This is a genomic window from Streptomyces sp. VNUA24 (genome assembly GCF_029167005.1).
Taxonomy (GTDB): Bacteria; Actinomycetota; Actinomycetes; order Streptomycetales; family Streptomycetaceae; genus Streptomyces; species Streptomyces scabiei.
Window position 1 is genome coordinate 7,992,155 of record NZ_CP119143.1, and the last position, 24,616, is coordinate 8,016,770.

At 68.8% G+C, this 24,616-nt stretch carries 21 protein-coding genes and 2 pseudogenes; 2 read left to right on the plus strand and 21 right to left on the minus strand.

From position 1 onward, the window contains the following. Positions 1-14 precede the first annotated feature (14 nt). The 19 genes and pseudogenes from PYR72_RS34290 to PYR72_RS34380 form a co-directional block, all read right to left on the minus strand. The gene (locus tag PYR72_RS34290; protein WP_275458890.1) at positions 15-683 is read right to left on the minus strand and encodes a hypothetical protein; all 669 of its coding nucleotides are present in this window, start codon (positions 681-683) and stop codon (positions 15-17) included. Then, positions 680-1,168: a hypothetical protein gene (locus PYR72_RS34295; RefSeq protein WP_275458891.1), complete on the minus strand. Its 489-nt coding sequence runs from the start codon at positions 1,166-1,168 to the stop codon at positions 680-682. The genes PYR72_RS34290 and PYR72_RS34295 overlap by 4 nt, the downstream gene beginning before the upstream one ends. Further along, entirely contained in the window at positions 1,165-1,932 is a 768-nt protein-coding gene (locus PYR72_RS34300; RefSeq protein ID WP_275458892.1) for a glycosyl hydrolase, read from the minus strand. The genes PYR72_RS34295 and PYR72_RS34300 overlap by 4 nt, the downstream gene beginning before the upstream one ends. Beyond that, on the minus strand, positions 1,929-2,525 hold the full coding sequence (locus PYR72_RS34305; protein ID WP_275458893.1) for a DUF4913 domain-containing protein: 597 nt from the start codon (positions 2,523-2,525) through the stop codon (positions 1,929-1,931). Before PYR72_RS34305 ends, PYR72_RS34300 begins: the two co-directional genes overlap by 4 nt. 153 nt (positions 2,526-2,678) lie before the next feature. After that, a complete protein-coding gene (locus PYR72_RS34310; RefSeq protein ID WP_275458894.1) occupies positions 2,679-2,987 on the minus strand; it encodes a hypothetical protein in 309 nt (102 codons plus the stop codon). Positions 2,988-3,302: 315 nt separating this feature from the next. Next, positions 3,303-3,653, minus strand: a pseudogene (locus PYR72_RS34315) (DNA cytosine methyltransferase); the annotation flags it as partial. Between the two features lie 40 nt (positions 3,654-3,693). Beyond that, positions 3,694-3,876: pseudogene (locus PYR72_RS34320) on the minus strand (DNA methyltransferase); the annotation flags it as partial. Between the two features lies 1 nt (position 3,877). Next, a complete protein-coding gene (locus tag PYR72_RS34325; protein ID WP_275458895.1) occupies positions 3,878-4,462 on the minus strand; it encodes a hypothetical protein in 585 nt (194 codons plus the stop codon). Between the two features lie 63 nt (positions 4,463-4,525). Then, positions 4,526-5,695 (minus strand): DnaB-like helicase N-terminal domain-containing protein, encoded by a 1,170-nt coding sequence (locus tag PYR72_RS34330; RefSeq protein WP_275458896.1) that lies wholly within the window; start codon positions 5,693-5,695, stop codon positions 4,526-4,528. Beyond that, positions 5,692-5,937: a hypothetical protein gene (locus PYR72_RS34335; RefSeq protein WP_275458897.1), complete on the minus strand. Its 246-nt coding sequence runs from the start codon at positions 5,935-5,937 to the stop codon at positions 5,692-5,694. Before PYR72_RS34335 ends, PYR72_RS34330 begins: the two co-directional genes overlap by 4 nt. A 557-nt stretch (positions 5,938-6,494) precedes the next feature. Next, positions 6,495-7,211, minus strand: a complete 717-nt coding sequence (locus PYR72_RS34340) for a hypothetical protein (RefSeq protein ID WP_275458898.1) — start codon at positions 7,209-7,211, stop codon at positions 6,495-6,497. Beyond that, on the minus strand, positions 7,208-8,992 hold the full coding sequence (locus PYR72_RS34345) for a type IV secretory system conjugative DNA transfer family protein (protein ID WP_275458899.1): 1,785 nt from the start codon (positions 8,990-8,992) through the stop codon (positions 7,208-7,210). The genes PYR72_RS34340 and PYR72_RS34345 overlap by 4 nt, the downstream gene beginning before the upstream one ends. Before the next feature lie 956 nt (positions 8,993-9,948). Further along, positions 9,949-11,226, minus strand: a complete 1,278-nt coding sequence (locus PYR72_RS34350) for a hypothetical protein (RefSeq protein WP_275458900.1) — start codon at positions 11,224-11,226, stop codon at positions 9,949-9,951. Between the two features lie 118 nt (positions 11,227-11,344). Then, the gene (locus tag PYR72_RS34355; RefSeq protein WP_275458901.1) at positions 11,345-11,485 is read right to left on the minus strand and encodes a hypothetical protein; all 141 of its coding nucleotides are present in this window, start codon (positions 11,483-11,485) and stop codon (positions 11,345-11,347) included. A gap of 394 nt (positions 11,486-11,879) precedes the next feature. Continuing rightward, positions 11,880-13,217, minus strand: a complete 1,338-nt coding sequence (locus tag PYR72_RS34360; protein WP_275458902.1) for a hypothetical protein — start codon at positions 13,215-13,217, stop codon at positions 11,880-11,882. 1 nt (position 13,218) lies between these two features. Then, on the minus strand, positions 13,219-14,994 hold the full coding sequence (locus tag PYR72_RS34365; RefSeq protein WP_275458903.1) for an Hsp70 family protein: 1,776 nt from the start codon (positions 14,992-14,994) through the stop codon (positions 13,219-13,221). Then, a complete protein-coding gene (locus PYR72_RS34370; protein WP_275458904.1) occupies positions 14,991-16,217 on the minus strand; it encodes a hypothetical protein in 1,227 nt (408 codons plus the stop codon). The genes PYR72_RS34365 and PYR72_RS34370 overlap by 4 nt, the downstream gene beginning before the upstream one ends. Beyond that, entirely contained in the window at positions 16,214-17,089 is an 876-nt protein-coding gene (locus tag PYR72_RS34375) for a hypothetical protein (protein WP_275458905.1), read from the minus strand. The genes PYR72_RS34370 and PYR72_RS34375 overlap by 4 nt, the downstream gene beginning before the upstream one ends. Before the next feature lie 540 nt (positions 17,090-17,629). After that, positions 17,630-18,049 (minus strand): hypothetical protein, encoded by a 420-nt coding sequence (locus PYR72_RS34380; protein ID WP_275460599.1) that lies wholly within the window; start codon positions 18,047-18,049, stop codon positions 17,630-17,632. A 449-nt stretch (positions 18,050-18,498) separates the two neighbouring features. On the opposite strand from PYR72_RS34380, the gene PYR72_RS34385 reads away from it, so the two are divergent. Continuing rightward, positions 18,499-19,089 (plus strand): hypothetical protein, encoded by a 591-nt coding sequence (locus PYR72_RS34385; protein WP_275458906.1) that lies wholly within the window; start codon positions 18,499-18,501, stop codon positions 19,087-19,089. A 138-nt stretch (positions 19,090-19,227) separates the two neighbouring features. Beyond that, positions 19,228-20,736 (plus strand): membrane-associated oxidoreductase, encoded by a 1,509-nt coding sequence (locus PYR72_RS34390; protein WP_275458907.1) that lies wholly within the window; start codon positions 19,228-19,230, stop codon positions 20,734-20,736. 179 nt (positions 20,737-20,915) lie between these two features. On the opposite strand, the gene PYR72_RS34395 is transcribed toward PYR72_RS34390, so the two are convergent. Together PYR72_RS34395 and PYR72_RS34400 are read right to left on the minus strand one after the other, a co-directional pair. Further along, entirely contained in the window at positions 20,916-23,345 is a 2,430-nt protein-coding gene (locus PYR72_RS34395; RefSeq protein WP_275458908.1) for a tyrosine-type recombinase/integrase, read from the minus strand. Next, entirely contained in the window at positions 23,338-24,534 is a 1,197-nt protein-coding gene (locus tag PYR72_RS34400; RefSeq protein ID WP_275458909.1) for a site-specific integrase, read from the minus strand. The genes PYR72_RS34395 and PYR72_RS34400 overlap by 8 nt, the downstream gene beginning before the upstream one ends. Between the last annotated feature and the right edge of the window lie 82 nt (positions 24,535-24,616).

The following is a 24,616-nucleotide window of genomic DNA, read 5'->3' on the forward strand; positions in this document are numbered from 1 at the left end:
CCTGTCGTGGGGGTTCATTCGGCAGCGTCCATCCGGGCGAGCAGGGAGCGCACCAGGGTGGGCAGGCTGTCGGGGCCCTCGCCGATTCGGACGTGATCGGTTGTTTCGCCGAGGACGTACGCGGCGTCTTCGAGCAGGCCGCTGGAGATCTCCATGCAGGCGTCGGTGATCCGGGAGGCGGCGAGCAGGGACCGGGAGAGCACCTCGACGTAGTCGCCGGGGCTGAGGTCGGCAGCCTCGGCGGCTGTGCGGATGGCGGCCAACTCCATCGCGCTGAACGCGAAGTCGAACTCGTCGTCCTGCTCCGTTGGCGAGGGCGCGGCGAGGGACGGGTCCGGCGGCTCGGCGGGGATGCCGACGCGCGTGCAGATCTGGTCGACGGAGGTGGTCAGCTCGGCGAGAGACTCGGTGAGCCAGCCGAGCGCGGAAGCGTAGGAGGCCAGGGTGAACAGACCGGCGGGGGTGGAAGGCAGCGGCTCCTCGACGACGAACTCTTCGAGCCGGTCGTTCAGTTCGCGGACCACCCGGGGACCGGCGGACAGCGAGCCGAGGACGGGATGCAGGTAGGAGCGGCCGGCGGAGGTGGGGTACTCGGTCGTGAGGACCTCCGAGACGCTGCGCGCGGCGTCGGTGAGCAGCCCGGCCAGTTCGGTGCGGTCGAGGGACGCACGGTCGGCGGTCATCGCATGGAGGCCTTTCGGGAGGCGGCCGGGGCAGCGGGGCTGGCTGCCGCCGGTACGGTGGCCGGGAGGGACGCGGTCGGGTCGATCGCGTGGGGGGATCGGGACCGGGCCGCCTGGACTCGGGCCTCGGCCGCCGCGTCGGTGTCGGCGGGCCGGTTGAGGCCGGTTCGGTTGGTGCGGAGCTGGGCCGTGCGGTAGACCGCGTAGTCCTCCCGGGCACCGGCCGCTACGAGGTAGATCTCGCGTTTGTGGGTCGAGGTGGGCGGGGCCGGGCGGAACTGGATGACCATCCGGTAGGAGACGGCCGGGTCGACGTAGACCTTGTGGAAGCCCGCGAGGCGGCCGGTCAGCGGCAGGCAGTCGTCGCTGCCGTGGACCAGGTTCTGCAGTTCCAGCAGCGCCAGGTTGCGGACTTCGTCGGGGAGTTGGCGCAGGTCCGCGATGGCGTCCGGGTGGGCGGCGAAGGCGAAACGGGCGCGGCTCACATCGGCCTCCGGGGGGTCGGGCGCTGCCCCGTTCCTGCCGACGGCGCGTTGTCCGTGTCGAGGCCGGCTTTCGGGATCGCGGAGGCACCCGCTGACCGGGTGAGGGCGGCGCGGGTCAGCCGGGCGGCGGCCTCACCGCGGTAGTCCGGCGGCTGCGGCAGCGGAGTGCCGCGGTCTTCCAGCCAGTGGCGGGCGGCGGCCTCGTCGGCGAAGGCGCCCTCGCGCAACGTGTACGTGTGGGCGTCGGGGTTCCCCTCTTCGAGGAAGACACGAATCGGTGCCTGAGCGGCGCTGGAGTCACGGGTCAACGTCCAGGTCTCGGACGGGGCGTAGTCCAAGGTCCAGCTGTCGAGGACCTTGTAACGAGAGCCTGACTCCCGGATCTGCCGCTCGACCCAGAGGGTGAGATCGTCGGCGGGCTTCAGGGAGTCCCCCTTGGCCTGGGCGATCCGCTCGGGCGGGCAGCCGTGCTCGATCAGCCAGTTCTGGGCGAAGGCCAGGCTGGCGTGGTTCGTGGTCTCGAAGGTGAACGTGCGCTCGCGCAGGTCCCGCGTGATCTTGATGGCGACGAGCGCCGGATCACCGGGGACGCCCCAGGTCATCGACCTGTCGTGGGCGACGAGGTAGCTGTGAGTCCCCTCCGGGGTGGTGTGGTGCTCGGCCAGCACGGTCAGGTCTCCGGCCCAGACGCTGCTCTCGGCGAGTTCGGAGGCGGCGTCGGCAGGCTCGAAGTCGGCGAGGTGGAAGTCGGGTTCGGCTATCACCGGGTGGCTCCCGTCAGCTCGGGCGCCGGGGTGGCCAGCACGCGGTGGTTGGGCCGGGTCGGGCTCGTCGTGCATGCGGCGAAGGGGCCGTCGGGTGCACGGAGGTGAACCAGGGCCTGGTCGAGATGGTCGCGGTGCCACGTCGAGGGACCGGAAAGGCCGGCCTCGGCGTCGGTGAGCTGCTGCCACGCGAGCCAGAGCGCGTGCAGCCGGGCAACGGCCTCGGGGTGCTCGTGCCACTGGTCGCACCACGGCCGGGTGGTGCTGATTTCCCGTCCGTAGACGGGCAGGAACAGGTGGTTCACCCAGTCGCTGAGCGCGCCCAGCTCGACGGCGTACGCCTTGCCGCCCAGGGCGAGGATGAACACCGAGGCCGGGACGCCGGCCTTGTCGGCGCCGACAGCGCCTGCGGTGGAGGTGCCCGCGGTGGGCTGAGGGGTGGAGACGGGCTCGGAGCCGAGGCGGTCCAGGATGACGCCGTGTTGGCGTACCTCCGCCATGGTCTTGGCGAGGGTGCTGGCGAGATCGTCGAGGTCGCCGTCGGGGACGCGGAACGGCTCGGGCTCGGGGGTGGCCTTGCTGGGGTCGGACATGGCGGATCCAAGGGAGTGAGCGAGCAGGGCGGGGGCGAGGTGCGGCGCGCTCTTCTGGAGGTCACGGCGGTGTTCCTTTTGCAGGTCGGCATGGGTAGGAGGATGCGGAGATTCCGCGATTTGGTGTGGCCGGGGAAACTGGGTAGTGGGGCGCTACGGCGCGGTGCAGCGGGGGCATCCTGGGAAGGGCGGTGCCAGCAACTGCACGGCTCGGGTGGCCTGTTGGGGGACCACGCCGTTGCCGAGTGCGGTGAGCTGAGCCGGTCGGCCGAGTCCCGGAGTGGCGGTCACCCAGCCGGGGGCCAGGCCCTGCATCCACTCCACGAAGTCGGCGCGCAGGCGTCCGGCGGTGTCGGTGGGCGGCGGCGCGGGGCGGGTGAGGTTCTCCCATCGGGCGATGGCGGAGGCGTACGCTCCCCATCGCCCGTCGGTCCCTCCGCTTCCGGGGCCGCCTCCGCCCACAGCGGCAGGACCACCGCCGACAGGGGCGGGCGCCAGCCCTTGCCCGGACGGCGGCCGGGGGTGCCGGTGTCGCTCGCCCTCGGGGTGGGCAGCAGCGACGCTGCCGCGCTCGGCAGCGTCATGTCCCCGTTGCCGTGCCGCTGGTTCGGCGAGCCTTTGATCCCGTCCGACGCCTTCGGGGTGGGCAGCAGCCACTCCACCTCGTCGGCCAGGTTCGGGCCGTGGCCGCCGCTCTTCCTCTTCGACGGGTGCTGGGAGCCGCCGTTCTTGCCGATGTTGCTCGTCGGGGTCTTGAGTAGCGTGCTCGGCGGGCCAGGCGGTGAGGAAGGTGCGCTCGCGACGATGGGGGGCTCCGACGTCGGAGGCACGAAGCACGAGCCACCTCGCGTCGTACCGGAGATCGGCCAGGGATCCGAGTACGGCACCAAGTGCCCGCACAGGAGGCTGGGTTGGGTCGTCTCCCAGACACCACGGGCAGAATTCCACGTCGCCAGGGGAACCGGCGGGCGAGGTGAGGAGTCCGCGGACATTCTCGATCACCACCAGACAGGGGCGGAGGGCTTCGACCGCACGGGCGACGTGCAGCCACAGCCCCGAGCGGGTGTGGGGGTTGAGTCCGGCGCGGCGGCCGGCGACGGAGACGTCTTTGACAGGGGAAGCCGGCAGTCAGGACGCACACCCGAGGCACATCGGTCCAGTCGACGGCGGTGATGTCCCGCAGATTGGGCACGCCTGGCCAGTGCCGGGCCAGGATGCGCGTGGCGTCGGGGTTGATCTCGGCGTGCCAGGCCACGGTGCCGCCGAGCGCGGTCTGGACCCCGAGGTCCAGACCGCCGTAACCCGAGCAGAGCGAGCCGATCAACGGCGTTCGCGCGGTGGTGGGTTCCATGTCACCGGCCCCGAGCGATTCGGTCCGAGGGGGCAGCCGGGGCCGTGGTGACGTTGGGCGGCGGGGGCCCCGGAGAATGAGCGGTGGTCGCTGAACGGCTGCGGGCGGCCTGGAGCCGTGCGGTCGGGGGAGAGACCGTTGCCGATGCGGCGTGCAGGGAGTTGGCCCCGTCGTGCAGGGCCGCGTCGGCGGTGGCGAGTGCTTCCTCCATCACCCGTACTGCTGCCTCCCGGGCATCCCTGGCGTCGGGCTGGTCGCGCAGGCTCTCGGTCTGGTTCAGGAAGGCGAGCTGGTGGGCCACCGCTCCCAGGGCGGAAGCCGCTTCGCCCACGGGCTCTACGGCGGCGGCGAAGGCGGTGATCACGCGAGCGGTGTGGGGCGCCTGGTCCTGGGCGGCGGCGCGGAAGAGGACCTCGTCGCCCAGATCGGTGACCAGCTTTCCGAGCTCGGAGATCTGGCGTGCGACGGCGACGATGTCGGGTGAGCGGTGGGGGTCTCCCGGCATCGGCAGCTTGCCGCGCTGGGCGTCGAAGGCGGAGGCCGTGGCGCGCAGGGCCAGGGCGTCGGAGAGTGGGGTGTTGTCCACGGGGCGTTCCAGGTGGGGAGGGTCGGATGGGATGGGATGGGTTGGTGGGTGGGGGAGGACGGCTCAGCCGTGGGTGCGCGAGGGCGGTCGTGCGGCTGATGATGTGGAGGCAGAGCCTGGGCATTCCGAGGGCCGTGCGGCCGGTCGCGCCGTGCTGCGGGCGAGGGCGGCGTGGACCTGCGCCGTCGGGGGCCCCTCGGTCGGCGGAGCGGGGGGCGGCGCCGGAGCGGGGTGGCCGTACGCGGTCTGCCAGCGGGCGCGCACTTCGTCGAGCGGCCCGAGCGCGTGCAGGGCGTGGCTGATGAGCCGTCCGGGGGCCAGGGCCTCGTTCTCGGCCAGGGCGCGGATGGCGCGGGCGGAGGCGGCGGCCGTACGGGCGACGGAGGAGCGCATGATCTGCTCGCCGAGCCACTCGGCGCTGCCGGCGCCGACGCCGTCGCAGATGGTGGTGAGCTGTTCGGTGGTCAGCGTGCCGTCGGCGAGCAGACCGCGCCGCTGGGCTTCCCACAGCACGGTTATCCGGTCGATGGGTTCGCTGCGGTGGTGCAGCGCTCCTACGCAGCGGTAGAGCTGGCCGTGGGCGGGGTCGGCGAAGTCGCCGGGTCGCAGCCAGCCGACGACTTCGTCCATCGCCTTCGGCTGCTCGACCAGGACCGCCAGCAGGAACTGCTCGTCCTCGGCGACATGGTCCGCTCGTACCGGCGGCGGCGCGACGGGTGCTGTGGGCGGCGGTGTCGTCGGGGCGACCGGGCGCGGTTCGGACCCCCAGCGGCGCGCGAGGTCTTCGAGCACCCCGGCCAGGACGTCCGCATGGTGCAGCGCTCCTTCCACCGCACCTTGGAGGGCGTCGGCGCGGGCTGCCTGGTGGAGGCGGATCGCGTGCGCGGTCACGCTGCGGTGGATCGCGCCCTCCAGCACCATCCGGCCGTACACCGGGGCGTGCTCGGGGCGCGGGCAGGCCGAGATCAGGATGTGGGGATACACGGCGGTCAGCCCTCGGACATGGTTGCTGGCCTCGGCGACGGCGTCCGTCACCCAGGACAGCGGCACGCGTTCTCCGGTCGCCACAGCGGGATGGTTCTCGGTCCGGAGCTTGCGCAAGGCGGCGAACAGCGCCTGGTGGATGGGCCGGTAGAAGTGATCCGGCGCCAGCCAGTCCAGGTGCGCGAGCTGGCCGGGGTCGAGCAGCACCGCGCCGAGCACCGCCTGCTCGGCACGCAGCAGCGGGTTCATCGCCGCCGCCCGGGGCGGGGAGCCGGCGGATCGTCCTGCTGCGAGCGGAGGCCGGCGACGGCCTGGTCGGCGGCGGTCATCGCGTCGGCGAAGCGGTCCAGCTCGCCGGTGAACGTCGGATCGGTGGCGAGGATCGATCCTGAGGCAGTGACGAGCCACCACCGGCCACCGCGTCGGACGACCGGTGACTGGGCGAGGCGTTCGGAACGCGTCGGAGGAGGGGACGGAGTGCGCGAGGACACGAGGGGACTCCTGAGCAGGTAGAGGGGAGGGGCAGGCCGTGAGGTCGACGTTGGCCTAGACGGGGGTGCCGGAGCGGCAGGACCAGGTGGGAAGCCGTCCGGATGGTCGTTCTCCGGTTCGGCGTCCGTGAGCGCGTCGAAGATGGCGCCCTGACGTCCGGACCACTCGTGGGCAGTGCCCCGGTCGATCGCTGCCCGGTCCAGAAGCCGGCGACCACGGTGCGGATACGCCTGGCCGAGCAGCGGCGCGCCCTTCGTCAGCGGCGACGGCCGCGGTCGAGAGCCGTCTGCGCGGACGCCGGGAGGGACGACGCGGTAGGCGGTGGGGTGTGCGGTGCGGGGCGGTGGGGTGTCGTGGTGCGTGTGGTTGCGGCCTGGACTCGTGGGGAGGTGTCGTCGGTGTGCCGGAGGGCGTTGGCGGTGTCGGTGAAGCGGCGCCAGGCGTAGTCGGAGCGGTCCGCGGTCCAGGCCGGGGCCCGGGCGACGAGGGCTTCGGCGAGGGCGGCGACGTCGTTCTCGGGTGCGGTGCCGCTTGCGAGGAGGGGGCCGGCGGGGGACTACAGGTCGATGCGCCATTCGTCGCCGAGCCGGACGGCGCTGACGAAGCCGTCGTCGGGTGCCGGCTGGTAGGTCCACATGTGGGCGTGGACTGTCCAGCCGGGTCCGGCGAAGGCGGGTGGGGCGGGCTCGGGCAGTGGTTCGGGTGTGCCGACCTCGAACAGGTCGAGCAGCGGTCCGTCGTTGAGAGCCGCGTCCATGAGCCGCAGCGCGTCGTCCGTGGAGACGTCCCGGCGTTCCTTGAGCGTGGCGACGACGGTGCGCAGGGTGCTGAGGTGTTCCCGGGCGTCGCCGGGGTCGAGCCGGTCCTCGGCGGGCCCGTCCTGGCGTAGCCAGTGCCGCACCGACGCCGCCTGGGAGCGCAGCGATTCGACGTCCCTGGCGGAGAGTCGTTCCGGCAGGTGTTCGACGCGGTGGACCAACTGCCAGTACGGCTTGAGGTGTTCGTTGACGACGTGGCGGGTGATGCGGTCGATCTGGGGGCGGAAGCCGGCCACGGCCCCGGAGCAGACCTGGTCGTCGTGGTGGCGTAGATCGGTGAGCAGGCGCATGTAGGCGTCGCGGGTGTCGATCCGGTCGCGGACGACGGACTCGTAGGCCCGGTTGAGGAGTTCCAGATCCGACCGTTCCCGCGCTCCGGACTCGGGGTGGTGGGCTGCTTCGCGCCGGAGGGCGGCGACGCGTTCGGCGGTGGGGACGTCCCAGACCCCGCTCATGCCGCATGCCCGAGGCCGGAGTGGTTCGCCTTCGCGAGTGCGCGGTCGGTGATGGTGGCCGTGGCGGCGGCGGAGGCAGGCGCGATGGTCTTCGCCGACGGCTCCTTGTACCAGGGCTTGAGGTCGAGCAGCGCGATGCGCAGGCCGGTGGCCAGGAGGAGTGCCTTGCCCTTGGGCAGCGCACGGATCGCGTCGGGGGCGAGGATCCGCTCGGTGCGCATGGACACAGAGGTCGACTTGCCGCTGTCGGAGTGGGAGACGGAGACGGTCCGTACCTCGTGCTCCCCGATCGCGCGGCTCAGCTTGTCGGCGAAGTCGATGTCGTCGATGCCGGAGCCGACGATCTTGACCGTGGCGGCGCTCCACAGTGCGTCCATGCCGGCCTCGCCCCAGCACCGCTGGCCCTGCCGGTAGGACTGCAGGATCGTCATCGGGATCACGCCCCGTGAGCCCAGGTGGCTGTACAGGTCGGGGAGATCGGAGATCTTGCACACGTTGGCGGCCTCGTCGAGGACGCACAGGGCGGGCGGGTCGAGCCGCCCGCCGGAGCGCTCGGCGACGACCACGGCCGCGCGCATCACCGCGTCGGCCGCCGCCGCGATGATCGCCGACGCCGAGCCGCCACCGTCCTTGCTGAGCAGGTACAACGTGTCGCGGGAGGTGGCGAACGCGGAGGGCTTGAACTCGGGAAGGCGCTTGTCGGGTGTGACCCAGGCGGCGACGTCCGGGTCGAGCAGGCAGCTCGCGTACTGCCGCGCGGTCTCGTAGATGCCGTCCCGCGTTTCCGTGGCCCCGCTGACGGTGCCCTGGAGCTGGGCCGCGACCGCCTCGTGGCCGGCATCGGTGAGCAGGTCCACCGGAGTGCGGTCGGCGGGGGAGGCAAGCCAGGCCAGGACATCGGTGATCGGGCGCCGATGGCTCGCGGCGGCCAGGAACAGCGCGCCCAGCGTGTTGCTCGCGGCGGTGGACCAGAAGTCGGCACCGCTGGACTCGTCGACGCTGGCGGCGACGAAGTGCCCGGCAAGACGTTTCGCCCCGGCCAGGTCTAGGGCGTCGGCCAGGATGTCCCACCACATCTCGCGCGGGTGGTGGGCGATCTGCTGCGGGTCGAGCGTCCAGATCGTGCCGACCTCGGCGCGGGCGTCCACCGTCGCGGTGAAGGCGTCGTTCGCCGCCTTGTTCGAGGTCAGCAGTACCGGGCCGGGGGCGGCGAGGATCGCGGGGATCGCCAGCCCGGACGTCTTGCCGGAGCGCGGGGCCATGATCGCGACGATCACGTCCTCCCAGGAGGCGCGGATCTCGGCCCGGCCCGGGGAGTGCGTGCCGACGAGGATCCCGCGGTCTGCGGGAGCGACCTCCTTCGGTTTGATGCCGGACAGGCTCGGCCGCAGGCTCTTCGCTTTGGCGGCGATCTCCTTGTTCATCAGAGGGGCGAGATCCCGCCTGCGGGCGAGGCCGTTCCTCGCACCGCCGCGCAGTCGCAGCCACACGACCAGGCCGGTGACGGTGAGGCAGACGGAGAGCAGCCCGGGGACGAGCCGCGCGCCGACCAGCAGAGCGGTGGGGCTCAGGTGCGGCCACAGCACGTCGGGGTGCAGTAGCGCATCGGTGGCCTTGAAGGGCGCCCAGGGGCCGGTGCCGACGAGGGAGTTGGTGAGGTTGCCGGTCAGCCAGGCGAGGGAGCCGAAGGTGATGGCGGCGCCGAGGACGCCGAACAGGAGGTAGAGGAGTGCGTCGGAGCCGGTGGTGGCCGAGGGCGCGCTGGTACGCGGTGCGGGCATGTCGGGTCCAAGGAGGGAGAGCGGACAGGGCGAGGCGGGGCGCGCGGCGCTCTTCTGCTGGGCATCGGGGCAGCTCCTGTCGGGGCAGGGGACGGCAGTTGGGGGTCAAGCCGAGGTCATCGGGTGCGTGGCGACCGGGGCGGTAGGGCGCTGGTGGGTGGTTCGGATGCCGCGCCGACGGAGGGCGCGGTCCGCTGAGCGCCGGCGTGTGGGGAGGAAGCGCGGGCGCTCGGCGTCGGTCCGCTTCCGGGTTCTGGGTGGCGGGCGGCTCGTTGTCCGCGACCGCGTCGTTGCCGAGGACATCGCTGAGCGGCTCCCTGGTCCGCAGGGCGGGCACCTCGTCGCGGTACTTGGGGTCGCTGAGTTGCACAGGGCACGCGGCGATCATGTCCCCGGCGACCTCCAGCTCCTCCTGGACGTCCCGCAGCATGCGGGTGGCCGCGGCCAGCCGTGTCCACGTCTCGAAGGTCGGGTTGTGGTGCGGGCTCTCGAAGGTCAGACGGGCTCGGGTCCAGTCGGCCGCTGCGGCCACGAGTTCGGTCAGCTGGGGGAGTGCCCCGAGCGCTCCGTTGACCTCCTCGATGATTCCGGCGACCTCATGGGGAGTCGCCGTCTCCGTGAGCCGGGCGATCATCCCCGGGACGGGGTACGGGTCGGCCGGCGGGTGGGACATGTGTCGGACCTGCGGGGGCGTGTCGGAGCCGGGCGCCTTGCCGCCGTAGGCAAGGCGGATGTTGTGCTGCATCGCAGCGCCTACGGCCTCGCCGATGCTCGGGTAGAACTCGGGCACTGTTCCTCCTAGGACGCGGTGTTGGGTCGGTGCCGGGTGGGTTGGACAGACCCCTCGGACCTTGGCCGGTTTGACGGCGGACGCGCTGGCCAGAGCGTCGATGGCTGTCCGCATGAGGTAGGTGCGCGTCAGACCGCTGGAGAGGTACGAGCGGAGAGGATCGGAATCAACGGGTCCGCGGGCTGACGACCTGCGGCGCACCTACGGCGGTACCGACCTCCGGGGACGGAGTTCCGAGCGCCGAAGACGCCTTGGCCCTGTCCGCCGCGGGCGACGTGGCGAGAGCCGCGTTTCGTGCGTCGGGCGGGGCTGGGGACTGCGTCTGCGCCCCGGCGTGGTCCTGCCGTGAGTCGTTGACACGGTGCAGTTCGCGTCCCGCTCCGACGAGTTCTGATTGCGCCGCGCTGACGAACTCCGCTGCGAAGCCGAACCGGTCGGCGAGCGCGTACGACTCGTCGTCGAGGTCGGTGATCTGTTCGCCTGCCGTCTCCAGAGCTTCCCGAAGGCGTTCCAGGACGCCGTGCTCGGGATGAAGGAGGTGACCGACCGCCTGGGCAAGGCCGGCACCGTTCTCGGCGGCCCTGATCTGGTCGGTCAGCCGCAGGACTTCGGCTCCGGCGGTGTAGAGCCCGAGAGGGTTCGCCGGGCTGGTCAACCGGCTCGTGTCGAGGTCGGGGTCCAGATCGACGCGGTACCGGGCGGCGCGGAGCATCTCGGCTGCGTGGGAGGCGATGGCGACGCGCTCAGCCTGCGGGGTGGTGGTCGCCAAGCGGTGGCGGCGGCCGTACCAGTCCTCGATCTGCTGGAAACCGGCGTGCTTGAGGAGCGTGGCGGACAGGGCGTCGCTGGCGCCTTTCGCTGAGACGCTGCCGCTGGGCTCTGCGCTGATGGTGATGTAGGGGGCAGGCACGTGAGTCTCCTGGGTGCGGGGTGTTGGGCGCGGGGCCGGGGCAACGTGGCCGAGTTCGGTGGCGATGCGGTGGCACTCGGTCTGGAGACGGAAGGCGTCGCGGTAGGCGTTGTGGAGGCTGCCGTCCTCGCGGGCGAGGGTGGCCACGACGTGCAATTGCCGTGCCTGGTTGCGCACGGCGATCCACCGGCAGGCGTCCGGATCGCCCTCCCCGGCGATGCCGGTGGCCGCCACCACCTGGCGGGCCACCCAGGCCCACTGCGAGTCGGTCAGGTCGGGGTGCCGGGGATCGGAGCGGACCGAGCAGACCCACACCGGCCGCTCGGGAGCTCGGGCCCCGAGGCGCTCGACCGGTGCGTCGAGGGCGTGGGCCAGGTACGCTGGCGCGTCGGTCTGGGCGAGCATCTCGATCGGGGCACCGTGGCCGTCCCCCGCGATCAGGCGGGGGTTGGTGTGGTTACCGCGCTCGCCTGGCCCGTACAGGTACTCAAGGAGGCCGGCGGTATGGCTGGCACGCTGCAGGTGGGCGATCACGGCGTCTACCTCGAACGGGAGTGGTGAAAGGGAGCCCGGGTGGTCGGGCCGTCGGGGAGAGAGGATCCGCGGAATCCGCGATTTGGCCGGGCCGGAGATGGGTGGTAGATGGCCGCGGTCACCCCGGCTCGTTGTGGGCGAAGGCCGTGCAGACGGAGCGGGCGCCGTTGTACAGGCGGGCCCAGCGGCCGTCGTGGCGGATGACGGTGGCGACGAGGGCCTCGCGCGTAAGCTCGAGCCAGTCGTCGTCGATCCACATCGGTGGTGTTGGGGTCGTGCAGTGGCAGGTGAGCCGCTGGCACGCGGTGTGGCCGGTCCGCAGTTTCGGCAAAGCCAGGGGCTCGTCGAGCAGCGACGCTAGGAGCGTGGGACGGTCGTGGTGTAGCCGATCACGGTTCGTCGCTTCTGCTTTGGAGCCGTCCGGTACGTGCCGCTGCCAGCCGTCGTGCGATCACCGCTGGACCCGGCCCGGCGAGCCTCAACAGGGCCTCGGCGAGGGCGATTCGGGCCGCTACCTGGGGATTCCGTTAGCTTGATCGGCTACCACCACTCGGCGGGACGCCATCCGGCGCTGGACCGCTAGGCCCGACGGTAAGGAACTGCGCGTCGGACGCTCCGATATCGAGGCTGCCTCAGGCGCCGGTAACCGGGGGTCAGAAGGCTCGCAGCCTCTCGATGTGGTGTCTCTGCTGTTGGTCGTCCTGTTTGATGTGCACACTGACAAGCACTCTTTGGCCGTCCGGCTTGTAGTAGATGCGGCCAAGTCGCTCGCTTCCCGCGATGCCCGTTGCCAATTTCGTCACCTCAAACCAGCCACGCATTCCCTCAAGGTCCTTCCCTACAAGGCGCCCAGAGTCGATCTCAGTGAGTGCTCTCATCGTGGATGCTGGCGAGTCGAGGTTGGCGATCACATCGACTGCATCGAGAACGAACTGGAGGCGGCTGAACGCCTGAGGCAGGAACTCAATGACACCGCCGCGCCGAGGCCGTTGCGCGGTCGCGGCGCGAAGTCGCTCCGTCTCCAAGGCCTCAAGTTCCGCCACTCTCCCAAGGAGTGCGTCTACCTGAACCGCCAAGTTGTCAGCGCGTGCTCCGCTTTCTGCCGCCTCCGACTCGGCCGCTCGCACACGCTCCAGCAGCAAGGAGTTCTCGGCAAGAGCAAGTTCTCGAAGTTCCTCGGCATCAGCGAGGCTCGTTACCAGTTCTGCTGTGTCAGCCGTGCCTCCCAGGCTTTGTCGGAGCACGGCGAGTTGCTCTTGCAGATCTGCATGATGGCGTTCTGCGAGGGCAACGGATTCTCGGTATCGATGCTCGCTCGCTTCGGCGTTCGCAAGATCGTGACGGAGCTGCGCGAGCTCACGTTCAGCCGCCTCGCCCTTGCGTGTCGCGACGTACAGCTGGTTGAGCAGCTCCTCGATCCGAGCCTCGGCATCAGCAAGTCGAGTGGTAGTCGGATCCGTGACTGGAACCGCCGGCGCGAGAGACGACGGCGGTGCGATGACAGCCCCGACGAGCGCCAGTGCTTCGGCCTGGCTGCCCTTGAACCGAAGGCGCGCGAACCAGTCGTAGAAGTTGCCGTCATCTGCTGGACGATGGCTGACGTCCCAGCGCTGGACGTTGAGATCTGCGTCCTCAAGCGCTGACACCAAGCTGCTGGCAACGCGCTCCGACGCGTTGAAGACGACGTAGTGCCCGTACTGGTTGGTTTCGAGGTGCCACTCGACGTCGAAACCGCTGGCCTTCTCCAGCGGTTCACCGGCGATGGGAGCGTACGGAACCTCTGCTCCGGTGAACAGGAAACGATCGCAGTCCGCGAGTTCCCAGCTCGATCCGCCCAGGTCGATGAGATCGCCCTGCCGGAGTGGGTAGACGGAGCCCGCATACGCGACGCCCGCATATCCATCGGGAGTCAGACGAATCGGACGGCGGACTCCAGACTCGACTTCCGTTCCGTGGTCAAGCACTCGCACGAGTGCCTTGGCGCTCGCCATGTCACGCCGTTCCGCATCGACATTCCGGGTGCCCCCACTGGCGCCTGCAGACGGCGCACGGCTTGTAGTACAGGTGTTCCAGCACCTGGGCTTCTGTCGCTCCGTCCCGCACGTGCCGGGTGAAGGCCCTTGAATTGTGCCGATACAGCACTTCGCCGGGAACGGTCGCTTGGTCCTTGTTCCTCGCCACATTCGCACGGACGACCAGTCCCGCCTGTGGCACGATCATGGACTCCTCAGGTGCTTTTGGGTCCGCGCCTGCACCTCCGGGCATAGCCGAAGCAGGGAGGCCAAGACCGAACTCCAGGTCGTAGTAAGACGCTGTGACTCGATCGTGCTTCTGGCTTGATGACGCCTCGACCGACAACACCAAGTCGTCGTCGAGAACGACCTTCAGTTCGAGGCGCTCGTGCAGTGGCGGCGCGGTCTCGTCGACGCCGAGTGTGATCATTCCCAGCGACGTTCGCCGCTCGCTCGCCTGCGGATGTGATGACAACGCGGTCGGAGTAGCGATCGGAAATTTCGCCTTCCCGTCCGTCGGATCCGCGCAGTACAGGTGAAGGGTTTCGTGCTTGATCTCTCCACCGAGAGGCATTTCAGTGCCCGCAGCGAGAAGCGGCATCAACGACCCACGAGCGAGCTCGAGTTCGATGGGCTTTGCCAGCCGGAGCCGCTGCCTGTCATGCGCAATCCACGCAGCCCCTTGTGAGATCAACGTGGCACTGTTCGTCGGCACCTCAACTCGGTCCGGGCCAAACAACTCGTGCAGTCGGCTCCGAATCGCGGGCATGGCCGCCATGCCACCGACCACTACGACCAGCGAGACCTGGCCGGGCGCCATCGACAGGCTGCCGAGCAGCGACTCGATCTCATCGATACCTGCCGTCACTAGTGGCCGCGTGATCTCCTCCAGCTCCTGACGCGTGAGCTGGTACTGCAACGTGGCACCTGATTGGAAGTAACTTGGCCGGTAGAACGTCACCTCAACGCGGTCAGCCGAGAGCTCGATCTTGTTGCGCTCTGCGTCTTGGAGGAGCCGGAGTTCAGCCTCAGGGATCGCGAGGTCGTCGTCAGTGGCACTTCCGCGAGCCCGAGCGCGCTTCACGACCTCGTCGCGAATTACCTTGTCGAACTCGTCGCCGCCGACCTGGGTCGAGCCACCGTTACGAAGTTGTCGAACCTGGTCTTCGTCGACTCGGCAGAGAGTCAGGTCCAGCGTTCCGCCGCCCCAGTCGACAACCAGGACGTTTCGTCGTGCAAGCCGCCGCGCCATCTCTTCTGGGTCGTTTGCTCCCCGGATGAACCCATACAGGGCGGCGAGCGGCTCGTGGACGAACTGCGCTACACCCATCCCGGCCCCGGCGAACGCCTCTCGCAGCGCCGCGCGTCGGTGCCCATTCATGGTCACGGGGATCGTGACCACAGCGTTGTCGAGGCCGCCGAGCACCTTCCGCTGCGGACTGCGCAGGGACTCCGATCGGACGTGCCGCACGACGTCCGCAACGATGTCCACCGGGCTCCGGTCGACGCCTCCGACGGCGATTACCTCCTCGCCGAGGAGGAACTTTGGCGATTTCACCGTGTTGCCGTGCACCCCGATGCCCGCGGCACCCAACGCGTCCTTGGCATCGCGGCCGACGAGTACCTGCTCGCCTTCGTACCGGACGATCGAGGGATGTGGCCGGCCGGTCTCGACGTCCATCACGTCGATCACGCGGTCACCCACTACCACCGAAACCAGGCTGTTGGTCGTTCCGAAGTCGAACCCGACGATCATGCGAAGCCTCCAGACGCGTCCTTCAGCTGCTCGACCTCACGTGTGAGGGCAAGCAGGGAACGGTCGAGGAACTCCTCCGCGACGTTGGGCGCACCGTTCCGGAGTGCGTGCAGACCATCGGTGAGTAGATCGATCTCACCCCCGAGGCGCCGGATGATGCGCGTTCGCAGCGTTTCGTAGTCGTCCGCCATATGGCTCTTGTCGACCACTCTGTTATCGCGCTCAGCCGCGAGCTCCTTCTGTAGTCGCACCACGTCGGCAGAGAACGCGTCGGCGCGAGTCAGCGCAGATTGCTCACGCTCTTCGACGGTCGAAAGCTCATGGCGGAGCCGGGTCTCGCGATTCCGCGCAGCACCAGCCTCATGCTCGAGTTTTGTGACCTGCTGTTCCAAACGGGCGATCCGGGCCAGGTAGTTCTCGCCGACGATCCCGAGTACGTCGAGATCGCTGCTTGCCGCGATCTCGCTGACGGCTCGCTCCAGCCCTGCTGCCTTTGGGGCCTCGTGCTTCCAGACGGAGTCGTACGACGCATCGATGAACTGATCCACGGTCCACTCACGTTGGAGCGCGCGAAGGAGTCCATAGCACGCGATCGCATTCTTGACGAGGCGCTCACGGTCTGCGGCCTTGAACTGCTTAGGAGGCAGTCCAAGCTCGTCGGCGCTGATCTGCCGAGCCCGGTCACGCAGGTGTTCGGTCGTGAGCTGCGGATCCTTGCGGGGATCGACCAACTGGTCCCCCCAGACCCGGAACACCGGGCTGTGGCCCAGTGCGGCTACCGCGAGGTAGACGAGCCGGTTCAACGCCTGCGTGAGGTCACCATCCTCGGCGCGCTTGAGCGGGACCCCCTGGTGCGCCGCATACTGAAGCAGCTTGAACGGGGTCGACAACGTTCGGTCCGCGGGCGCGAGAGACCTGACCAGCGCCGTCTGTGACGCGATGCCCTCATCGGTAATCGCCAGCTTCTTGATGGCCTCCTTCGGGAACTCAAGCAGTCGAGCGTTCGACTCGTATGCGAACGTCAGCAACTCCTCGATCGAGGTAATGATCGGCTTAGGTTTCGTCTTGGACTTGGCCCGATGCGGCCCCTCCTCCGCAACGGATGCCGCCGGCGCATTGTCAGCAGGCGCGGCCGAGGCGGTGCCATCGCCGGTAGCGGTGACCGATGCGGGGACGCTCGACCCCGACTTCGCGCCGGGCTCTGGAATGGTCTCGTTGCTCAACGTCCTACCTTTTGCAATCGGGCCCGAAATCCTGCGTACCAGGCGCGGGTCTCATTAGAGTGCCTGAGCGCCTCGCCGTGTCGTGATGCACCATCGATGTCTCCCACAGCGAGCAGCGCCTCAGCCGCGATGAGACGGACCTTGAATTGGTCCTGGGGCCGGAGCTCGCCCAGCGAGGGCAGCAGCCGGATAATCACGGGTGACTGGGTCCCGTCCAACGCCGTTGCACCGACGTCCAAGAGGTCCTCGGTTACGGAGTCACTCAAGGCCTGATCGAAGCTTCCGTGCGACCGGTCGGCCAGGCTTGTCGTGACGAATGAGCCGCCTGTGAGGATGAATCGGAACCGCGCCGCGACATCGGAGACGCGGTGGCTGTTGGTCTTGCGCACCGCAAGTGCGAACTGGTTGTAGTGGAACGCGACCAAACCGCAGATCGCCTCCGCTGCGGGCCGGTCGAAGGCCGACAGAAAAGAGACGGCGCTGTTGTACCGCTGCTCGTAGAGCGGCGCACCCGACGCATCTACCCGGCCGGGGTCCTCGACCTCCTCACGCGCAAGCACGCCGTACAGGTATGTCGCCAGACCTTCGCGGTAACGGCGGGCCGTCGCCCCGCGGCCGGCACGCATGATGAAGGTGTCGATTGCGTTGCGACTCAACTCGCGACTGGAGATGAGCTTCTCCAAAGCCTGGTCGACGAGGCAGAGGTCGTCTTCTTCTGCAAGGCAGAAATCGAACTCAAACGTCCGCTCCAGCGGGCCATTGGAAACAGCCACCGTCTGGACGCCAACCTTCACCGACGCAAGGAAGCCGGCGGCCTCAGACGGTGAGGTTTCACGGCCGTTGACGGCGATGGATTCGACATCCGAGGTCACCCAATCGGCGGAGACACTGGGGCTCGTGACCATCAAGCGCGTGCGCCCGCACTCTCGTCCCCTGAAGAGGAGGGCCGGCCGCTTAGTCGCATGACCGTCGAAGCGGTGTGCTCGGAGGGCGCGCTCGGACGAGAAGATGAGCCCACACTCAGTGCAGGGAAACTCAGGGGGCTTTGGCGGGGCTGGTAGTCCGACCGATTCAATTCCGGTCGGCTCATGGAACTCCATGTAGCCGGTGTGCCAGAACCCCACGAGCCCCACCCGTCGCTTCCTGATCCGCGTCCCCTACGCCTTCGGAAGGCTAGTCGGACTGCGGGTACTTTGCGAGGTCGCCGGTTGAGTGAGATCGACCCGTGATGGGCTGTCATGTCACCTTCGTGTGGGCCAAGCTGCCGATGCATGTCTGAGACGTCATCCGCTTCCCGAACGTGATCGTTTGGATTGGACGGGGGTGGGCATGAACTCCGTCTGTCGGCAGGAGAGAAGGGCGTAGTTCTTCCGTTCGTCTCGCTGACCCGTAGGGGGCGGGGCACCGGGCGGTCAGAAGTGGGGGTTTTCGGTGGGCCGGTCGGCACCGGTGGCCGCTTCGAGCAGCTCGGTCAGGTCGCCGGGCTCGGAGGATCGTTGATCAATCCACCAGCCGGCGCGGGTGATCGTGCGAGCCGTCTCCTCGATCTCCTCCCACTCCGCCTCACTGGTCTCGCCTTCGAGGACCAGAGCGGTGTACGCGGCGGCCAGGACCTGGTGGCGGCAGCGCACGCCCCAGGCGACGGCGCGCTCGCGGCCTTCGAGCGGCGGCATTCGGTACTGTTCCGACCAGGCTTCGGACGCGGCCTGCTCTTCGGCGCGCTTGGCCTGCAGCCAGGCGGCCTTGTCCTGCTCGTCGCCCTCCTTCGAGGCCCGCCAGCAGTTGGTGCTTATCTGCACTTCACTCGGATGGGTGCGTATAGGTGTGGTCATGGGTAGCTGCTGGGGCACTGGTTCTTGATGCATGGCGGCTGCGGCAGCCTGCACGGCTTCGTCGTAAGTGTGTTGCGCAGTCTGGAAGGTGTCGTCTGTGACGTGGGCACCGTCCACGAGCAGGTCGCGCATCGTGCGTACAGCGCGGAACGCCTCGACGCCCAGCTCGACCACGCGCGGCGGCGCGAGCATCGACAGGTTGGAACTCTGCTCGAACAGGCCGGGCTCGAGAACGCTGCATTGACCGCGTGGTGCGGTCCAGCCCATAGCGGGGAGGCCCCGACTTTGTTGGGCCGAACGTCGACACGGGCACGGCCTGCTTCACGTCGCGCTCCGCCAAATTCCCTCACATAAAAAGAGGTTGGAGCTGCTACTCCTGGTGTTATATAAGGCTTGATCACGAAGAGCGAGGAGTGACAGGAATGTTTCGGGGGATACGCAGTGCCGCCATGGCCACCCTGCTGATGGTGGGGCTGGCCGCTTGCTCGGAGGAAAGCAGCGCCGACAATGACGGTTCGTCAGGGAGCGACGCCACAACCGTAGCGTTCAACCCGTCCCAGCTCAGCCAGGCACTGCCCAGCAAGATCGGCGCTCCGCAGGGGTGGCGGGGCAAGCAGCCGGTGCTCTATGAGGGCGCCGAGGCGCAGAAGCAGTGCGGGTATCAGGAACTGAGCTGTGCGGGGTTGACATCCCTCGGTTCGTCGGTGTACTACCCAACGAGTTCATCGGATACGAACGTGAGGTTCACCCTGGCCGCCTACGATACGGTCGACAACGCCAAGGTGGGAATGAAGACTCTGGTCGCGTCCGTGCATGAGGACGAGGGGGACAGCCTGAAGACCCTCAGCATTCAGGCAGGCGCCGACCAGACGGAAGCCTTCGCCGATGACGACTCCTCCAGCGCGATCCTGCGCGTGGGCACCATCGTTTCCTACGTGGCGGGCATCCATGTCAGCAAGCCCGATGACTTGCAGATGCTCGCCACGATGCAGGTCGACCGCATCAAGACCTCGGCGACCGGCAAGAACCCTGATGCCTGAGCGGTCATCGTGCATCACCGCGCGGATCCCATGACCCTGCGAGCGTGGGGCTCCGCGTCGACAGCGCCGCATGGGTCGAAAGTTCGCTCAGCAATACCTGGTTGACAGCGCGATCATTCGCGCGTCAGCATCCCGCCGATGGAGATCAGTGATCTGACACCAGCGGAACGCCGCGTCTGGCAGGCGTTCTCACTCGGGGAGGGAGTCGACTTCCGCATCGGTGCCGTCGACGACCCCTCGCTCGGCGCGGCCTGGGGGCCGGAGCGGACCGTACGCGCCCGGGTGCTGCGGACGTTGCTGATCGACGGACCGGCACGCGACGGTGAGATAGCCGGCCTGAAGCTGACGGGTGCGCGCGTCACAGGGCGCCTCGACCTCACATACGGGACGATCGACCACCCCATACGCCTCCGGTCCTGTCACTTCGAACACGCCCCGCACCTGTACGGGGCGCAGATCCGCGCCCTCGTGCTGAGCGACTCGGTACTGCCCGGGCTCAGTGCAGCGACCCTTCGCGTCGACGGAGTGCTGCGGATTACCGGCTGCCGTATCGCAGGTCCCGTGCGCCTCCAAGGGGCGAAGATCACCGGCGCGTTCTTCCTCAACAAGGCCCACCTCGGCCACCCGGCCACACCCGGCCGTGCGGCTAGGCCAAGCACGCCGGACCACGAGGCGACAGAGGAACCGATCCTCCAGCTCAACCATGCGGAGATCGGCACCGACGTGTGGGCCGTCGGAGTGGTCGCCCACGGCCAGGTCCGGCTGGATGCGGCCACCGTTGTTGGTCAGGTGAATCTGGAAGATGCCCACCTGCACGCTCCCGGCGACACCGCCCTGCAGGCCGAGACCCTCTCGGTCGGCACTCACCTGCACGGCCTGCGGCTTCGCACCGACGGCCAGGTCGTCCTCGACGGCGTCCACATCCCGCGCCATCTCAACCTCTCGCACGCTCAACTGTCCAACCCGGGCGGCGAAGCCCTGCGCGCCTCCAGTTGCGTGGTGGGCGAGCTGTGGCTACACGGAGCCGCCCCGATCGTGGGCTCGGTGGATCTGCGCCGCGCCCAGATCGACCTCCTGCACGTCCTGCCGGATATCTGGCCCGCTCAGGTCGGCGTCGACGGCCTCAGCTACCGTACCCTCGCACCGCATCTCCCCGCCGAACAGCGCCTGCCGCTCCTGGAACGCGAGGCAGGAGGATATCTCCCCTACAGTTACGAGCAGTTGACCACCGCGTACCGTGCCGCAGGCGACGATGCCGCGGCCCGCACCGTCCAACTGGCCAAACTCCGACGACACCGCCGCACACTGCCCTGGTACGCCCACTTCTGGGGCCACCTCCAGGACGTAACCGTCGGCTACGGCTTCCGCCCACTGCGAGCCGCCGGCTGGCTATTGCTTCTCCTGCTCATCGGCGCCGTCGCCTTCACACTGGATCACCCACGCGCCATGAAGCCCGACGAGGCCCCTGACTTCAACCCCGTTGTCTACACCATCGACCTCCTGCTGCCCGTCATCAATTTCGGACAGGAGAGCGCATTCGCCCCGCGAGGCTGGCACCAGTGGCTCTCCTATCTACTCATCGCCACTGGTTGGGTTCTGGCGACCACGGCCGCAGCAGGCATCACTCGCTCCTTGAATCGCCAGTGACCGACAGCTCAGCGAACAGATAATCGGTTGCCGACTGCTGCGGATGGTGGTGGATGCAATGTCCGGCGACCGTGGAGGCCGACCCGGTTGCCTCGCCACCACCCATCAGTGTCCCCGAACGCCCTTCAAACGTGGGCCGGTTCGGGTCGGTGTACCGCGGCAGCGAACGCCCTGGCCAGTCATGGGGCTCCGGCGGCACGTGGGGTGGGGATGCCAAGGTCGACGGTGGGGCGTTGGGTTCGGCGTTGGGTGTCATCGCGCTTGGCGCGGAGGAGCTGGAGGGTGAGGTCGAGCCCTTCGAGCTCACCGGCCCAGCCCTCGGCTTGGGCGCGGGCTCTGCGGGTGATGAGGTCGGCTTCCAGGTCGTCGAGTCGGCTGATCATCTTCGGGCTGACCTGGAGCATGGGACACCGGATGCACGCGTGTTCATGCTGGCATGGGGTGCCGTAGGGGCGCCCGCATGCGCCGAGTTCGACCTTGCGCTTGTCGAAGTGCTCTTCGAACTCGTCCCACTCGTCGCTGGTGACGTCGCGGTATTCGTGGTCGGGGCGGAGCTGGCGGCGTTCGTTGAGGTGGGCGAGGTAGTGGCGGATGACGTCTTCGTCGAACACGGCGACGTACCCGCGGGTGGTCTGGATGTTGAGGTGGCCGAGCAGCATGGCGCCGATGTGGATGGGCAGTCCGCTGTTGACGAGCTCGGTGGTGAAGATGCGGCGGAAGTCGTGCGGCGTGAACTTGACTGAGCGGAACGCGGGATGGTGTTCAGCGAGGTCCGTGCAGCGTCGTGCGAGCATGTTGAGGACGGTCACGGGACTGATCACGCTGCGGGTGGAGCCGATCTTGCGCTGGAACAGGAACGGCATCGGCGGGCTCCAGACCTTGTCGTGCGGGTCGAAGCGCCGCAGGATCGGGACCGGGCTGCCGTCGCGGGTGTGCCGTCGGATGACGGACGCGATGACGTGGAACAGTTCGGCGGACATCGGGATGACGCGCTCGCGGTCGGTCTTGGAGGGGCTGATGACCAGGAGGGCGACCATCTCGCCGTTGTTGCGCTGGTAGTGGCGGATGCTGAGGTGGCTGACCTCGCACATCTCCTCGATGCGGGCACCGGAGTGACGCAGGGTTTCGACCGTGGCCCAGTCCCAGAAGGCCGTCTCTTCTTCTGCTTCGATCTGGACCAGCTGCCCGGTGTCGTCCCGGACGCGGACGGGTGTGCGGTGGCCGCTGCGGGCGAGTGTGCGGTCTTCCTCGGTCAGGACGCGGCGGTAGGTGCGGCCTCCGTGGGTGAAGGGCGTGTCGGTGGGGGTTGCTGAGGCGTGTTCCAGGAGGATGCGGGTGTGGTCGTAGCGTTCCTCGACGTGTCGGACGAGGAGCGGTAGGAGTGGTTGGCGCAGACGGGTTCGGTCGGCGGACCGCTCGTTGATCCGGCGGCGGCGCTTGGCCAGTCCGTGTAGTTCGCTGGGCGGGACAGGGCATGGGGCGACCCAGGGGGCCCAGCGTTCGGGTGCGTCGGCGGCCCAGGTGTGCAGGTCGTAGTAGAAGCTGCGGACGGCGATGACGATGCTGTCGACACCGATACGGGGCTTGCCGTCGTGGCGGACGCCGATCTGCCGGCGCCAGGCGCTGTAGAGGTCGGCCGAAATGTGCAGATCGGCTTGACCGGGGTTGATCTCCTCGATGCGAGCCCAGAAGTGGTGGGCGATGTGGCGGACGAGGTGGACCAGGGAGGCGTAGTCGGTGTCGGACTTGCGGCGGCGGAAGTAGTCGAGCAGGAGCCGACGGACGCTCTGATTGCGGATGGTGTGGCGGTCGACGAGTTCCTCGAGAGTGAGCTGGCCGCGGTGCAGGGCCTGACGCAGGGTGGCGGGTGTGCTGGATGCGAAGTGGCCCATGGCGTGCAGGACGTTCCAGGCAGCATGCCCGGCGAACACGTTGGCGTCCTTCTTGCCGGGCCGCAGAACAGCCTTCGCCGTGCGTGAGGCATGGGCGTGGTGGAGCAGGGATGCCGGGCTGAGGTCGGCGAAGCCGATGCCCTGGACCGCGAGCAGGCAGCACACGTCGAAGAGCGCTTCGCGTTTGTGGGGCCAGGAGAAGTCATGGTGAGCGACCTGGGCGGCGTACTTCTTCAGCAGGGGGTCGTTCTGGGCAGCGATGAACTGGTCGGGGAATCCGTTGAAGTTGTGCTTCTTCATCACCAGCAGCGTCGGCTGGACGACGCGGAGGCAGAACAGAGCCCTGACGCCGACGCTGTACTTCTGCCCGGTCCGGTTGGTGCCCAGGTCTGCGGCGGTGATCTCGCCGCGGCCCAGCGGGCTGGCATCCCATCGCTGTTGCCAGGTGCTGCCTTCGAACCCGCCCAGGTAGGCCAGGACGCGCCGGGTGGAGGCCCGGTGCTGTTCGGCGGTCCGCGCGGAGGCTGCCGGCGAGGCGTCGTGGGCGAGCTGGCCGATGAGCAGCGGCGTGGCGGCGGATAGTTCCCCGAAGGGGCGTGGCAGGGTGGTCGCCAAGGCCGGTCGGGCCTCGATCTGGCTGGAGGCGAGGGCCGGCTCGTCGCCGGTGTGGGTGTGGCGGCGGCTGACTCCGGTGGTGGGACGGGCGAGGTCAGGCACCGAACACCGCCTCGATGTCCGCTGCGGCGTAGCCCGCGGGGTAGTGCCGGGCCGGTCGGGGCGTGGCGTAGTGCTCGGTGAGTTTGTCGAAGAGTTCCTCGATGTGGACGGCCAGATAGCGGTTGGTGGTCTGGATGTCGGCGTGCCGCATGATCGTCTGGACCTCGGGGAGCGTGAGTTTCCCTCCATTGGCCATGCGGTAGGCGGCGGTGTGCCGTAGATCGTGCAGGGACCAGTTCGTTCCCAGCAGGGTGTTCGCCCGCTGCATGACACGGCGCATGGCCCAGTAGGTCAGCGGACGGTCGGGGCCTCGGCGGGCCCTCCAGAGGGGTCCGCCATCGGCGGGCGTGCCGGCCTCGTCGAGGTAGAGGGCCAGGCGGAACAGGCCCTGCGGGGAGACCGGGACCGCTTCCCTGGCCCGGGTGCCCTTGGTGATCACATAGATACGCTGACCGGACCAGTCGATGTCGCTGACGGTGATGCCGAGGAGTTCCTTGGCGCGTGCGCCGCTGGAGACGAAGATCTCCAGCAGGGCCCGGTCCCGGTCGCAGTTCATCGCGGTGAACAGTTCGTCCCACAGCCGGTCGGGAATCGACCGCGGCGACCGGTCGGACACTCGCTGCCGCAGCCGGGCCCGGCCCACCACCGGCGTAGGTTCCAGCGGACTGCGGTGCCCCAGCGCGCGGCGCCGCTGAGCCGAGTGCGGCACTGGGTTGACGACCGGGCCGCGGCCCTGATGGGCGTGGAACTCGTAGAACCCGCTGATCACCGTCAGAGCGTGATTGATGGTGCGCGGCGCGTACCCGGCGCACAGGGATGCCTTGCCCGTGCGGAGATTGACCGTCCCGGCCACCGGAGCATCGGCCCGCTGCCGCTGACGCTGCGGGTTGGCGGCCGAACGCAGCCAACCCGTCAGCACCGCGACCTCCGACTCCGTCGCCCGCTCCCACCCGGTGCCCAGCAACCACAGCAGACGGAACCACCGCAACATCCCGTAGCCGTAGCTGCGGCAGGTCAGCGGGCTGGAATCCCCAAGCGCCAGGTCCCGCAGAAACGCGGTGACCGGCTCGACCTCGGCCCCCGCCGCATCGAGCATCGCGTACGGCGGATGTGCCCGGTTCACCTCCACCACTCGGCCGAGGCGCGGGATGGCCCCTCGGCCCTCCATCAACTCATCGTGTACACCCATCACTTGCTCCTTGACCGCGGCCTGTTACGCCGTGACCAACGAGGCGAGGATGGTGCAGTTAACAGAGCACTCCTGCTTGGCG